Origin of the sequence: Veillonella denticariosi JCM 15641 (assembly GCF_002959855.1) — a bacterium.
Classification (GTDB): Bacteria; Bacillota; Negativicutes; order Veillonellales; family Veillonellaceae; genus Veillonella; species Veillonella denticariosi.
Map to the genome: position 1 here is coordinate 172604 of NZ_PPDB01000001.1, position 15245 is coordinate 187848.

Annotated in this window: 11 protein-coding genes and 1 pseudogene; 10 read left to right on the forward strand and 2 right to left on the reverse strand. The window is 44.3% G+C overall.

Features of this window, described 5'->3' with window-relative positions; translation table 11 throughout:
* The first annotated feature begins 18 nt into the window (after positions 1–18).
* Positions 19–750, forward strand: coding sequence for a hydrogen peroxide-dependent heme synthase (gene hemQ / locus VEHSUH05_RS00785; RefSeq protein ID WP_054674049.1), 732 nt, complete (start codon positions 19–21; stop codon positions 748–750).
* 293 nt (positions 751–1043) lie between these two features.
* Here hemQ and VEHSUH05_RS00790 read toward each other — a convergent pair whose 3' ends face one another.
* Positions 1044–2381, reverse strand: a complete 1338-nt coding sequence (locus VEHSUH05_RS00790; RefSeq protein ID WP_054674047.1) for an MFS transporter — start codon at positions 2379–2381, stop codon at positions 1044–1046.
* Between the two features lie 303 nt (positions 2382–2684).
* Here VEHSUH05_RS00790 and VEHSUH05_RS00795 point away from each other — a divergent pair, with 303 nt between their 5' ends.
* The 9 genes from VEHSUH05_RS00795 to VEHSUH05_RS00835 all read left to right on the forward strand — a co-directional run bounded on the left by VEHSUH05_RS00795 (position 2685) and on the right by VEHSUH05_RS00835 (position 14433).
* Entirely contained in the window at positions 2685–3371 is a 687-nt protein-coding gene (locus VEHSUH05_RS00795; RefSeq protein ID WP_038116295.1) for a Crp/Fnr family transcriptional regulator, read from the forward strand.
* A gap of 70 nt (positions 3372–3441) precedes the next feature.
* Positions 3442–7119 carry a nitrate reductase subunit alpha gene (locus tag VEHSUH05_RS00800; RefSeq protein ID WP_105090442.1) on the forward strand — a complete coding sequence of 1226 codons (3678 nt, stop codon included), beginning with the start codon at positions 3442–3444 and terminating at the stop codon, positions 7117–7119.
* Complete coding sequence (gene narH, locus VEHSUH05_RS00805; RefSeq protein ID WP_105090443.1) at positions 7109–8542, forward strand: nitrate reductase subunit beta; 1434 nt, start codon at positions 7109–7111, stop codon at positions 8540–8542. The genes VEHSUH05_RS00800 and narH overlap by 11 nt, the downstream gene beginning before the upstream one ends.
* On the forward strand, positions 8535–9059 hold the full coding sequence (gene narJ, locus VEHSUH05_RS00810) for a nitrate reductase molybdenum cofactor assembly chaperone (RefSeq protein ID WP_038116284.1): 525 nt from the start codon (positions 8535–8537) through the stop codon (positions 9057–9059). The genes narH and narJ overlap by 8 nt, the downstream gene beginning before the upstream one ends.
* On the forward strand, positions 9056–9727 hold the full coding sequence (narI, locus tag VEHSUH05_RS00815) for a respiratory nitrate reductase subunit gamma (protein ID WP_105090444.1): 672 nt from the start codon (positions 9056–9058) through the stop codon (positions 9725–9727). Before narJ ends, narI begins: the two co-directional genes overlap by 4 nt.
* A gap of 293 nt (positions 9728–10020) precedes the next feature.
* Positions 10021–11289 (forward strand): putative porin, encoded by a 1269-nt coding sequence (locus VEHSUH05_RS00820; RefSeq protein WP_105090445.1) that lies wholly within the window; start codon positions 10021–10023, stop codon positions 11287–11289.
* A gap of 106 nt (positions 11290–11395) precedes the next feature.
* Positions 11396–12001 carry a ferric reductase-like transmembrane domain-containing protein gene (locus VEHSUH05_RS00825; RefSeq protein WP_105090446.1) on the forward strand — a complete coding sequence of 202 codons (606 nt, stop codon included), beginning with the start codon at positions 11396–11398 and terminating at the stop codon, positions 11999–12001.
* A gap of 221 nt (positions 12002–12222) precedes the next feature.
* Complete coding sequence (locus VEHSUH05_RS00830; protein ID WP_105090447.1) at positions 12223–13416, forward strand: MFS transporter; 1194 nt, start codon at positions 12223–12225, stop codon at positions 13414–13416.
* Positions 13417–13530: 114 nt separating this feature from the next.
* Entirely contained in the window at positions 13531–14433 is a 903-nt protein-coding gene (locus VEHSUH05_RS00835) for a LysR family transcriptional regulator (RefSeq protein WP_105090448.1), read from the forward strand.
* A gap of 57 nt (positions 14434–14490) precedes the next feature.
* On the opposite strand, the pseudogene VEHSUH05_RS00840 reads toward VEHSUH05_RS00835, so the two are convergent.
* Positions 14491–15105, reverse strand: a pseudogene (locus tag VEHSUH05_RS00840) (LysE/ArgO family amino acid transporter).
* Between the last annotated feature and the right edge of the window lie 140 nt (positions 15106–15245).

Here is a 15245-nt window from a genome sequence, read left to right on the forward strand (position 1 = left end):
TCGATAGGAGTGATTATAATGGGTAAAGCAATCCCTACGGTAGAAGGTTGGCATAGTCAACATATGGTATTCACCATGGATTTCAGTGCGTGGAACTGCTTCACGGCAGATGAAAAAGCGGCGGCTCGCAACGAGTTAAAAGCATTTTTATCGGGCCTTGAAGAAAAACATCAGGCGAAGGAAGGCAGTTATGCGTTCTATGATGTAAACGGTGCTAAAGGTGATCTGATTTTATGGGTGTTGGGACCGTCTCTGGAGTATTTGGCACAGGTGGAACGCGCATTCCGTCGTCTTGCCATTGCGAGCGTATTGGTACAGACGTATTCGTACACCTCCGTGACTGAAGTGAGCACTTACGTTAAGGATAAACTCGATACGGAAGAGGTTAATCAGAAACTATATCCTCATGTGCCGCGTGATAAATATATCTGCTTTTACAATATGAGCAAAAAACGCGAAGGTGCCGATAACTGGTTCATGTTGCCGCCTCGTGATCGCGGTGCTTTGATGAAAGCTCATGGCGAACTCGGGAAAACATATTTAGATGTATTGTCCGAATTCACCACCGGCGGCTGTGGTCTTGATGACTGGGAATGGGGCATCACCATCTTCAGCAATGACGATGTGAAATTCAAAAAAATCGTGTACGATATGCGCTTTGAAGAAGCGAGTGCACGATATGGCATCTTCAGCGATTTCTACGTTGGAACTATTATTGACGACGCGCTATTTGAAGAAATATTCCAATAATATACGGTAGATAAAGTATTCCCTATTATTGACGATGTATTGTCGAAGAAATCTTTGGATAATGAAAAAGGACTGCAACGCAGTCCTTTTTCATTATCTTCCTTCATCTCGCTGAAGGATATATTTTTATAAAAGAGAACCTCGCAACGATCCGACTTGCGAGGTCAAAGCCTTTGGCCGTAGACCTAATAAGCTTGGAGGAGTGTTGCGGGGTCCTTTTATCATTTAATTTATCGATGTGAATTATATTTTACAGTACGGTATTAGTGTGTATAAATTTTTTGTTTAAAAAATTATACATTCATATTTGCCGACTTGCGTACATAGAACCAGTAGCAGACAGCTACGGTCACGATGTTGAAGGCGAGCAATACGGCAAAGGCCGGATGGATATTGCCGAATGTGGAATATACGAAACCGAAAATCTTAGGTGTAACGAAGGCACCGTATGCAGCTACGGCCGCTACAAATCCTGTAATAAGTGAGGATAGCAATGGATTGCCGAATACATGCGGAATCATACGGAAGGTTGCGCCGGTTGCAAAACCGCAACATACGAAGGTCAATACGGACATTGCAAAGAAAAATGGAAAATTGTGGATATCTACACCGACTGCGATTAATGCCGTCGTAGTGCATAGGCCGATGAGGCTGATGAATGTAACTTTTGTACCGCTGTTGATCTTATCAGCGAGCCAGCCGCCGACAGGACGAAGTGCACCTGCTACGAGCGGGCCTACGAATGCAATCGATGCGAATGGAATTTCAGGGAACTCTTTACCTACTAAGAGTCCAAGCGCTGCGGCATAACCGGAGAAAGCACCGAAGGAACATGTGTAAAGTAAAGTCAAAGCCCAAGTATGTTTATTACCGAAAATCTGTACGAGATTTTTAGGGTTCGGTTTATCTAGCGGCAAGTTATCCATGAAACGTGTCATGAGTGCAAGGATAATTACGAGCGGTACAATCCACATGAAAGCCGCATTGGCAAGGTATACCGCATTGCCTTTAATGATAGCCGGTGTCACTCCGAAAATATTACCCAATGCAGCGGAGCCCATAGCGAATGGAGCCAAGAAGTAGATTACGGAAATACCGAGGTTACCGATACCGCCATTGATACCGAGGGCGGTACCCTTTTCTGATTTAGGAAAGAAGTTGCCGATGTACGCCATGGAGGACGAGAAGTTGGCGCCCGCTAAACCGATAAGAGCGGTTAAAATCATGAATGTGGTATAGGATGTCGTCGTATCCTGAACGGCAAAGCCGAGCCATACAACAGGAACCAATAAGATAAGTGTGGAGAAGAATGTCCAGTTTTTACCGCCCACCAACGCCGGCATATAGGTGTACACAAATCGTAAGGTAGCACCTACGAGACCAGGAAAGGCCGCTAATGTGAACAACTGATCCGTTGTAAAGTTAAATCCCGCGCTGTTCAGCTGTGCGGCGATGGTAGACCATAGATACCATACGCAAAATGATAAGGTTAGGGCGATAGTGGAGATAACCAGGTTTTGTTTCGCGATTTTCTTACCAAATTTCTCCCAGAACTCAGGGTTCTCCGGTTGCCAGTTTGCCACGATTTCACTGCGGCTAGCGCCTACTTGAGGCATTTTTAGTTCGCTCATAATGAACTTCTCCTTGCTATAACAACTACACAGTTTGATGAATGCCAATTCAATAAAGTACTCTCTTTCAGAATAGAATTACGTTATAATTATTGTATCATCTTTAATAACATGTGCTTTAAATCACACACATATTATATAGTGTAGAATATACTATGAATGTGATATAAAACATACATATATTTAAATTAATAAGTTATAATAATTTTAAGTGTACTTGAATGTATACGGATTATGTACTTTTACGAAGGATGAATTAGTTTTTCTAATGATTTATGTTGAAAGTACGTAGGCGGTGATAGTATGGATCGTAATCTAATTGACAAATTGCTTGCTTTGCCGGGGGATGAAGTACATCTAAAAAAAGGTGACTTTCTCTTCCATGAGGGAGATAGGGCTGAATACTTTTATATTGTTTTAAAAGGTAGATTCAGTATAAAAAAGTTTGAGGCCAGCGGGCATATATTTGCTCTGCGTCTTGTAGGTCCTGATAATGTAATTGGCGAGATTCCTCTCTATGAGGAGAATACAAAAACATACGTGTTTAATGCGATTGCACGAGAACCAAGTTCTGTGTATTGCATACGTTATGATGTGTTGGAGTCGGCTATTGCAAAGGACCATTCGTTAGCGATTGCGATGATGAAGATCTATACATTACATATGCGCCGCCAGCAGGCGAAGTACCGCGATTTGCTTTTATACGGCAAGAAGGGTGCTTTTTATTCTACCCTGTTACGTTTAGCCAATAGTTATGGCATTAAGCGTGAGGACGGTATCTTTATAGATATTGCCTTGACTAATCAAGAGCTGGCCGAATTTGCTGCCACATCAAGAGAAAGTTTAAATCGCATGCTCAGTGAGTTACGAAGACTAGGCTATGTAGCCTACGACAAACACCATCTGGTTATCTGTGACTTTGATGCATTAATCGGATTGCTTGATTTGGATGTCGATGCTATCGACCCGAACATCAGTAACATCGAATAATTGGCTTTTCTCCCTTGTGTCGGCATGCCTGGCACAAGGGATTTTTTGTAGTTTTGAAGGAGGACATGAGATGAGCCTGTTGTCTCAAAAGTTTAAGTTTCTTCGCAAGAAGGACGTGTCTTCAAGCGGTCATCAGATTACAGAGGATGGTGGTCGTGAGTGGGAAAATTTTTATCGAGACCGTTGGTCCTACGATAAAGTAGTCCGTACGACGCATGGTGTGAATTGTACCGGTTCCTGCAGCTGGAATATTTACGTTAAGAATGGTGTGGTGGCGTGGGAGAATCAGGCTGTCGATTATCCTGAAACGCCGGATGATATGCCTGATTATGAACCGCGTGGATGCCCTCGCGGTGCGACATTCTCCTGGTATCTCTACAGCCCGTTGCGCGTAAAATATCCGTATGTGCGCGGTGAATTGGTTGAGCTTTGGAGAGAAGCGAAAAAGAATGCCAAGAATCCGATCGAAGCTTGGAAATCCATCGTAGAGGATCCAGAAAAGGCCAGAAAATATAAGTCTGCCCGTGGTATGGGCGGCTTTGTGCGTTCCACATGGGAGGAAGCGACAGAGATTACCGCCGCATCCCTATTATATACAGCAAAAACATACGGTCCTGACCGCAATGCGGGCTTTTCCGTAATTCCGGCGATGTCCATGTTGTCCTATGCGGCAGGTGCCCGTTTTCTTAACTTAATGGGTGGTACTCCATTATCATTCTATGACTGGTATGCCGATTTGCCGCCTTCCAGTCCACAAGTTTGGGGTGAACAGACTGATACGCCTGAATCCGGTGACTGGTATAATGCGGGTTATATTATGACTTGGGGATCCAATGTTCCATTGACTCGTACGCCTGATGCTCACTTCTTGACAGAGGTTCGCTATAAAGGTACGAAGGTTGTGTCCGTATCCCCTGACTATGCGGAATCTACGACGTCCTCCGATGCATGGCTCAATGTGAAAGCCGGCACTGATGCGGCTCTTGCTATGGCAATGGGGCATGTTATCTTAAAAGAATATTACATCGATAAAGAGACGCCATACTTTAAGGAGTATGCAAAAGAGTTCACAGACATGCCGTTCCTCGTGCGCGTTGAAGAAATCAACGGCAACGTACAACCGGGCCGCTTCTTGAATGCGAAGGACTTAGGTCGTCAAGAGGAAGGCGCAGACTTCCAGATGGTACTGATCGATGAAACGACTAAAGAAATCGTTGTTCCGAACGGTACAATGGGTGATCGTCATACCCATCCTGAAAAATGGAACTTGCGTCTTGAAAACCGTGATACGGGGGCAAAAATCGACCCTCAATTATCCGTGTTTGACCAACGCGAGGACGTTACCATCGTTAAATTGCCATACTTTGGTGACGAAGCACATGAAGGTATTATTGAACGTGCTATTCCTACCATTACGGTACAAACTGTAGATGGTCCGGTAAAAGTAACTACCGTATACGATCTCATCCTTGCTAACTACGGTATCGACCGCGGTATCGGCGGTGAAGTAGCGACAAGTTATACTGATGACACTCCTTACACACCGGCGTGGCAGGAAAAAATCACAGGCGTAAAAGCTGATATCGCTATTGCTACGGCTCGTGAATTTGCCGATAATGCGGAAAAAACGAAAGGCCGTTCCATGATTATCATGGGAGGCGGTATCAATCACTGGTATCATGCTGACATTATTTACCGCACAATCTTGAATCTTATCATGTTCTGCGGCACAGAAGGTGTTAACGGCGGCGGCTGGGCTCACTACGTAGGACAGGAAAAATTGCGTCCTGTTGAAGGGTGGGGCGGTATTATGACTGCTAATGACTGGAGCAAGGCACCCCGTTTGCAAAATGGCACATCCTGGTTCTACTTTGCTACGGAACAATATCGTTCCGACTGCATTGATTTAGCGGATCGTGTATCTAAATTAGCTAAGCCTCGCTACCGTCACCCCGGTGACTATAATGTGTTGGCCGCTCGTTTAGGCTGGTTGCCGTCGTATCCTACTTTCAACAAAGGCAGTCAACAATTGATTAACGATGCTCGTGCGGCCGGTGCCGGTACAGAATCTGAAATCAACCAATATGTGGCTCAATCATTGAAAAATAAAGAATTACAATTCTGCGTAGAAGATCCGGCGGCTAAAGAGAACCATCCACGCAATTTATTTGTTTGGCGTGCGAACCTTATCGGTTCCTCCTCTAAAGGCCACGAGTATTTCTTGAAACATTTACTGGGCACTAAAAATGCGGTATTGGAAGACGATGATTCTCCTACACGTCCGGAAGAAATTAAATGGCGTGAAGCCGATGGGGCGGGTAAACTCGATCTTTTAATCGATATCGACTTCCGCATGGCATCTACAGGTCTGTATTCGGATATCGTATTCCCGGCGGCCACATGGTATGAAAAGGAAGACTTATCCTCTACGGACATGCATCCATACGTACACGTATTCCAGGCTGCTGTTGATTGCGCATGGGAAACTAAATCCGACTGGGATACATTCCGTGCTCTTGCTGAAACCGTATCTCGCGTGGCGAAAGAGTCTGGTTTTACGGAATACGAAGATATCGTAGCGGTGCCTCTTGGTCATGACAGCCCCGGTGAAGTGGCACAACCGGAAGGTAAGGTGCTCGACTGGAGTAAAGGAGAATGTGAGCCGATTCCCGGCAAAACAATGCCGAACCTCGTTCATGTAAAACGCGATTACGGTCAAATCTTTGAAAAATTCATCGCATTGGGGCCTAATATTGAAAACAAGATGGGGGCTCACGGTATGGCGTGGGACGTTTCCGATGAATACAAGACGTTGTACGATCAAAATGGTACAATCGACAATCCTGAATTCGTTTCTCATGGTCGTCCAAGTATCTATGAATGTAAAGAAGCTTGTAATGCAGTGTTGACATTGTCATCCTGTACAAACGGTAAACTCGCTGTTCGCTCCTGGAAGGCGATGGAAGAAAAAACAGGTCTTTCCGGTCTGGAAAAGAATGCAAAGGGTCGTGAACAGGAAAAAATTACCTTTGATGATATGGTTCGCCAACCACGCTTTATCATCAGTTCTGTAACAAGTACCGGTAAGAACGATAAAAATCGTCGTTATTCTCCATTTACAACGTCTACGGAGGACAAGGTGCCATTCCGTACCGTAACCGGTCGACAATCCTTCTATTGCGATCATGAAATGATGCGCGATTACGGTGAAGCCATGGCATTGTATAAACCTGTACTATCCTATAAACCTGTTCAAAAGGATTATTCCATTGAAGGTATACCGGAGATCACGTTGAAATACTTAACACCGCATCACAAGTGGTCTACGCATAGTATGTATTTTGATAGTCAACAGATGTTGACATTGTTCCGTGGCGGTCAAACCATTTGGCTCAACGAAGATGATGCGGCTGAAATCGGTGTAAAAGATAATGACTGGGTGGAAGCTTTCAACAAAAACGGTGTAGTAGCGGCTCGAGCAGTCGTATCACCTCGTATTCCTCGCGGTATTTCTTATATGCATCATTCCCAAGACCGTCATATCAACGTTCCCGGTACACAAGTCAAGAAAGATCGTCGTGGTGGTACGCACAATGCACCAACACATATTCACATGAAACCGACACACATGATCGGCGGTTATGGTCAATTGAGCTATGGCTTTAACTACTATGGTCCGACCGGTAACCAACGTGATATGACAATTGTGGCTCGTAAATTGAAGGAGGTGGATTGGCTTGAAGATTAAAGCTCAAGTATCCATGGTCCTAAATTTGGACAAGTGTCTAGGCTGTCACACATGCTCCATCACTTGTAAAAATACGTGGACGAACCGCGAAGGCGCGGAATATATGTACTTTAATAACGTGGAAACCCGCCCTGGCGTAGGGTATCCGCGTAATTGGGAAAATCAGGAGAAATGGAAAGGCGGCTGGATTATCGACAAGAGCGGTAAGCTGGCACTTTCTACAGGCTCTAAAGGGTCTCGTCTGATGAAGTTGTTCTATCATCCTGAACAACCTGAATTGAAGGATTATTTTGAGCCGTGGACATATGACTATGAAACATTGATTCACTCTGGTCGTAAAAATAATCAACCGGTGGCGCGCCCCCGTTCCCTTGTTACAAAACAGAAAATGGAAGTTACCTGGGGTCCGAACTGGGATGATGATTTGGCCGGTGGCCATCATGCTCGTGAAGACGTAAATCTCACGAAAATGGGCGAAGATATCGTATTTGATTACGAGGAAGTGTTCATGCGCTACTTGCCGCGTCTTTGTAATCACTGCCTGAATCCTTCCTGTGTGGCTGCATGTCCGTCCGGCGCTATTTACAAGCGCGATGAAGATGGTGTCGTTCTCGTATCGCAAGACGTATGTCGCGGTTGGAGACATTGTGTTCCATCCTGTCCATACAAAAAAATCTTTTATAACTGGGAAACAAACAAAGCTGAAAAATGTGTATTCTGTTATCCACGTCTGGAAAACGGTCTGCCTCAGATCTGTGCGGAAACATGCGTTGGACGTATGCGTTATGTGGGCGTTGTGCTGTATGATATGGATAAGGTGGAAGAAATGGCATCTACAAGGGATGAACAGGATATCTATCAAAATACGGTGGATTTGATCTTGGACCCTCATGATCCTGAGATTATTAAAGCTGCTCGCGCAGAAGGTATTTCCGAAGCATTCCTGAAGGCAGCTCAGAAGTCCCCTGTGTACAAGCTGGTAAAAGAATGGGGCGTAGCATTGCCATTGCATCCTGAGTATCGTACATTGCCGATGGTTTGGTATGTGCCACCGCTCAGCCCGATTTTGCAACGTGTTACATCCGATGTATACTTGCCGGATGCACATGAAATGCGCGTGCCTGTACAATATCTGGCGAATATGTTTACCGCGGGCAATACGGAAATTTTGGCCCGTGTATTACAACGCATTCTCGATATGCGCGAATACATGCGCCGTCGTGAAATCGAAGCGGAACCTATTGCTCATGAGGTGGATCTTACGGAAGAGCAGATGTATGCTATGTATAAATTGTTGGCATTGTCCAAATACAATGACCGCTTTGTCATTCCGTCCGATGTCAAGGTATCCCGAGAAGGTCGCTTAGAAATGCAGCAACACCGTGGTTTTGCATGCCTGACAGGGGGTTGTCATAATGGATGATGCACAAAAAATAGCTTTAATTGCTTCTTTTTTGCTTCGCTATCCCGATGAAACCTGGTATAACGAACTAGGCGAATGGAGGGAGGATGCCCGATCCGTTGAGCATCCTCAACTTCGCCAGGGGTTGTTGGAGTTCTTCGATTATATTGAGGAATCGGACCGCAAGGCTTTTGAAGATCAATATGTGCGGACCTTTGACTTCAGCCGGAATACGACGATGTATCTGTCGTCCTACGAGGTGCAAGGTACAGGGGAACAGGCGGAAGAACTTGTTAAATACAAAGCTTTTTTCCTCGAAAACGGTTTTGATTTGCCAAAGGAAATGCCCGATTACATCCCGGCTATTTTAGAACTTTGCGCCGTTATCGAACCGGATAAAGCGCGTGAAGTATATGATTACTGCAAGCCGAAATTAGAGTATATTCGGGAGCGATTGATTGAAGCAAAACTGACCTATGCTTTCTTATTTGATATCATATTGTCGGTTGCGAACGGATTGGAGGACAGTGCACGATGAATCAATTTTTATGGGGCGCTTTGCCATATATTGCGTTTACCTTCTTAATCGTAGGCACGCTTGTCCGTTTCTTTTATTTTGAAAGAAACTGGACTACAAAATCTAGTGAATTCTTAGAGAAAAAACAGCTGCGCATCGCAAATCCGTTGTTTCACTTTGGTTTGCTCTGCGTTATCGGTGGGCATATAGTGGGGGTATTGGTACCTAAAGCATGGACTGCCGCTATCGGTATTAATGACCATATGTACCATGAAGGGGCGTTATATTTGGGGGCTGTAGCCGGTCTTATCTTCATCGTCGGGTTCTTACTCTTGATGAAGCGCCGTTTTACGGTTCCCGCAATGAAGGTCAACACATCTCGTCTTGATAAATGGTTATATCTGTTCTTGACTTTAGCTATCTTCAGCGGCATGGCGGGTACATTGCTCAATGCATCCGGCTTCTTTGATTATCGCGTATCCATCGGCCCTTGGTTCCGCAGCTTACTATCCTTTATGCCGGATCCGTCCCTGATGGAAGGTGTGCCGTTTATGTTCAAGTTCCATATGTTGGCGTGGATGGTTGTGGCGATTATCTTCCCGTTCAGCCGTCTGGTACACTGCTTGAGTGTTCCGCTCAACTACTTGACCCGTCCGTTTATCGTTTATCGGAAACGGGATTACAAATAAATAATAGGATGATGTTTAATTTGTATGTTCCTATCTATGAATAGGGCACATCAATTTTTATTAAAGATCTTTATGATGATGAAAGCTCCGCTTTTGCCATTGTAAAGATCTTTTTTTATTCATGAGTTATCCCTATAAGGCATGATTGATTGTAAGATTGGCATATGAGTTTTCTTTACTCTTATAATGAAAATTGTTATTATTTTGATGTTAAAGATGATAATGATTATATAAATCAATATTCATCGAATTTTCATGTTGTGTTATGCTAGTTCTTATTTATGAGGTTTATTATGAAGAAACGTAAAATTACCGGTGCCTTTGCAGCGGTAGCCATGATTGGCGTGACGACGGCTTTTGCTGTTAATCCTTTTTCCGATGTGCCTTCTCACAGTTGGGCCTATCAAGCTGTTGATCAGTTAATGACAGCGGGTATCATTAACGGATATCCGGACGGTACTTTCAAAGGGCAAAATAATATTACCCGCTACGAAATGGCGCAGATGATTGCGAAGGGAATGGCCAATCAGGATCGCGCTAATGCGGAGCAGCAGGCGTTATTGAATCGTCTGGCGGATGAATTTTCCAATGAATTGAATACATTGGGCGTTCGTGTGGCAAAACTCGAAGACCGCGTCGGTAATGTGAAGGTGACAGGAGATGCGCGTATCAATTACATCGGCAAAGAAGGCGGCGACGGGTACGATTATGAAGACAAGTTTACCACCCGTGTTCGATTGGGACTTGATGCAAAGGTCAACAAAAATACTTCGGTTAAAGCTCGTATCACGACAGGCTCTATTGAATTTGGCGATTCCTCCAAGACGGCACAAGCTAATTGGGATCTAGCCTATGTGGAACATAAATTTGGTAAAAATGTTATCGTCGATGCGAGCCGTTATACACAGAAATTCGGTAACGGTCTGATTTACTCCTCTAATTTTGACGGTGTCGGGGCTACAGCAAAACTCGGCAATGTTACGTTGAACGGCGCTTATGGTTATATGACAGCCGGACGTTTTGCGAAGGTGAGCAAGGATGATAATGGCGATGTGGGTTTGGTAAATGCCAAGGTTCAGGTCGGTAAACACCTCGATGTAGGCGGTATGCTTGCACATGTGGGAAATGCTAATGTGCGCATGGCTAACGGTAAGCGTAATAACGATTTTGATAATGTTTACGGCTTTAATGCAAAATATAGCCTCGGGAAATTCGGCGTCGATGGAGAATGGGTGAAAGCATCCGGCCTTAGTGATTCCGATGTATGGAACGTAGGTGTTAAATGGGGAGACTATAAGATTGACAAGAAAAACTCATGGATCGTTCGTTTAGATTACTTTGATCAGGCTAAAAATGCGCCGGTATTTAAAACGCAAAAATACGAGTCCAATGATCTGCAGAAAAATAAGCGATTCGAGGGCTATAAAGCATGGCAATTAGGCGCATCTTATGCACCGGAAAAGAATGTCGGCATTAATGCTTTCTACGGTTTTCATGGAAAGACGCATGAGGGTAATAAAGTAAATGATTACTACCGTGCAGATCTCAACTTTAAATTTTAATTAGCGATAAAACTGGAAATTAGAGGTAGATCCAGAGATAAAGTGTTTGTAACACAAGTATCAGTCGTATAATAGTCTGTAGTGAGATGAAGAAACGAGGTTTATTATGGCAGAAGTAGCTAAGAAAAAATTTAAGAGCAAGTATCATATTTTGTGGTGGGTTATTATTTTGTCCTTGATTTTTATGGGGATGGTGGAATACGGTTATGTCTCCGGCGGGAGATCGTTTGGTAACTGGAAGGTTCATCTAGGTCTTGTACCGTATGTGACATGGCTTGTGATGACCTATATCGCGACGAAACCTAAATGGTTCATTAAGCGGTATAATCCGGCGGAGATGTTCCAAATTCATCGAATTTTAGGGATTGTGACCGTGGTACTCGTATGTATTCACTGGTATGTGTATTTCCTTAAAGCCGTTAAATCTCCGTTGGGCTTCTGGGGCGGTTATGTTTCTACTGCATCTATGCTTATCGCATTGGTGTTCGGTATTTTATACTTGACCCCATGGATCGGAAATATGGCAAAGTCCATATCCCGCAAAAAAGCGATCTGGATTCACCGTCTTAACCTCGTCGCCATCATAGCGGCGAATATTCATGTACACGGCTTCGGGCGCCTGTCTAAAATGGTACCGTTCATGCCTGTGTTCGATGTGTTAACTTATGCCTTAGTTATTTACTATATTTACTGGATGTTCAAACAAAAATAATTGTGTTCCGTGAGTGTAGAGTCTGGAAACAATAAGGCTGAGCATTGCAAAAGAATATTCAAAGACCATCAGATACTGCTGGATGTCATTTTAAAGGTAAAACTTTAAATGTCGTATCAGCGGAACTGATGGTCTTTTTATGTGCTTTACGATACAATTAGTTTAGGTAACGATACTATAAGTTTAGGTTATGATTTATCGAATTGGAAAGAAGGACGCATATGGGTTCTGATTGGAAACGATTGATATATTTGATTTGCGCCATCCAAGTCGGCGCTGGAATAACCATTATAGGTATTCTATCCTTTATACCGTTATTCCTGGTTGATTTGGGTCTCCATGATCAGGGTGAAGCCGCTATGTGGGCGGGAATTGTATCCGGTGTAACGCCTTGTATGGTGGCTTTGAGTGCGCCGTTCTGGTCTCGAAAGGCTAATGAAATAGGACCGCGCAAGGTGATGCTTTTTATTCTCTTGACACTGACGGTCTCTGTAGGTGTATGCGGATTTACACAAACACCGCTGCAGCTATTGGCTCTTCGCACGTTGCAGGGGCTCGTAGGCGGTTATGTGCCTATAGGTCTTGCCATCATTATATTGGTTACGCCGGAGGAGAAGGTGCCGTGGGCCATGGGGCTTTATCAGGCATCCATGGTAATGGGCCTTGTTTTCGGCCCCCTCATGGGCGGATTGGCGGCGGACTTGTTGGGGTATCGGGCTCCATTTTTCCTCTTTTCCGCCTTGTCGGGATTTTGCCTGTTGGGGGTGTATTTCCTAATGCCTAATTTGCAGTTTACACATAAGGTGGATGAGAAGGAATCACAGTTGTCGTTGATTAAATCATTTTTATCGATACCGGCCGTTCGGTTGCTGGTGGGTATGCAGTTTCTCTGTAATTTCGGCATTACCGGCATAGGGCCGATTCTACCGCTTTACATCAAACATTATATGAATGTTAATGATGAGTATGTAGCGACTATTGTGGGGGTTATCATTTTCGGTGCCGGTATTTTCAGCGCTCTTGCATCCCTGTCCATCGGTCATTTCTCAAAACGTCTTTCCATGCCGAGAATTTTGCTGATGGCGACTTGTGCGGTAGGAGGATTTTTCGTATTGCAGTATATCGTGCCGAGCGTTTGGGCCTTGGGGACCTTTCGGGCTATTGCGGGTTTCTTTATGGGCTTTATTACGCCTATTGCGAATACCCTCATTTCTCAGGCCGTGCCCGTAGAGCGTAGGGGTATTGTCTTTGGCGCTGTATCCAGTGTGGCGATGATGGGGAATGTTCTGGGGCCGGTTATCAGCGGTATGATTGCACGTGGTTTCGGATATGGTGCGGTCTTTTGGAGTACGGCAGGCATTTTCTTTGTGGCTGCATTATTTATCTACCAAAATCTGATCCGTAAATCTATTTAGTGCAATTGTTCAAGTTTTTTGATTTTCAAATCGCCGTTAAGTCGATGATTTATAAAGATGTATATGTAAATTTTTATTTTTGGTATAGACAGTTTGTAAAGAGTGAGTATCCTTATGTTATTAAAACAGCTGGAGTATTTTGTGTCTGTCGTAGAGAATAACAGCTTTACCCAGGCCGCAAATGAACAATATATTTCTCAGTCCGCCATATCGCAGCAGATCAAGGCTTTGGAAACGGGGTTGGGCGTGGAGTTGATTGTGCGTGAAAAACGCAGCTTTCACCTGACACCGGCCGGGCAGTATCTGTATCGGACGGGCAAGAAACTGTTGGAGCGATTTCATGACATTACGGTGGAAACGACACGTATCGGTACAGATGCAAGGGTCAGTTTGCGCATCGGCTATTTAAATCGCTATAGCGGCGTAGTTTTGCAACAGACCGTCATCCGCATGGCGAAGTGTCATAAAAATCTCGATATCCGCATGTACAGCGGCAGTCACGAAGAATTGTACGGTATGCTACAGGATCGTCGCGTAGATGTTGTGTTTAATGATCAATGGCAGGTCCTGGCGGACATATATGACACTCATCTCGTAGGGACCGCACGGTCTGTTATTGAGGTTCCGCAAGGGTACACGACAGCTGAAAGTATCGATATCAAACAGATCGATGATGTGCCGCTCATCCTGGTGTGTCGCGGTAAGTATACCCTCGGCGAGGAGGAACATTATCGAAAGGCTATCGGCTATAATGGTGCCTTTGCGTACGCCCGTACGTTGGAGGAGGCGAGATACCTGGTAGCCGGTAATCAAGGATTGCTGTTACTGGACTGTTTTGAGCGTTTGACGGAGCCGATGCAGGGCATAGAGCGTAAACAGGTGACCAATCATGGGCATGTCATAGAAAAACAGTATTTTTTCATATCCCAGTTAAATCAGACAAATACATATATTAATATATTCAGTGGTATGTTCAAACACATATTGGATGAACTATCCGTAGAAAAAAACCGTTAGCAATGAGGTGCTAACGGCTTTTATATTAGTTCTAAGTTTTTATAGTTGTTTTAATAATTAAAGTAATTCTAACAGCATATGGATTCCGTCGATGGCAAGTTTTATGCCGTACACGATGAGGATACTACCGCAAATACGGTTGATTATTGTCATATGTGAAAACTTTATTTTCTTTGATAACAGATGCATCGCCGTTGCGAGAGAGCCGAATCAGATCGGTGTCATGGTCAGGAATCCCGCAAAGAATTGATAAATACCTTCTCGCGGCAAGTTTGCCTGAAAAGCCCCCAACATCATGCTCGCATCGATGATGGCCTGTGGATTGCCCCAGGATACGACGAGTGCGGACATCATGATTTTCTTTATGGGTACATTGGTATCTACATTGCGTATATCCGGCTCCGTATTGAACGTGGTATAGCCCATATAAGACACTAATACACCGCCTATAAGAAGGACGCCCAGCTTCAGCAAAGGCCAGATTTCAAGGAGTGCACCGATGCCGAAGAAGGCGGCTATACTGAGCGACATGTCAAAGACACCTACGATGAGAATCGTCAATAGGATACGTCTCACCGGCTGAACAAGAGCCGTATTGATGATGAATAAGTTTTGCATGCCTACCGGTGCAAAGGTGGCGAGACCGATGAGCAGCCCTTGTAAGAAATACATGTGATCTCTCCTCTCTCCTATAGATGTGATGGACTTATATAAATATAATAAAAAATACCCCCTATAATCGACTTTAATCAGTACCTGCAAGGGTACATCTTTTAAGAGATTATAGGAGGTATAACGTTCAGTTCCTATAC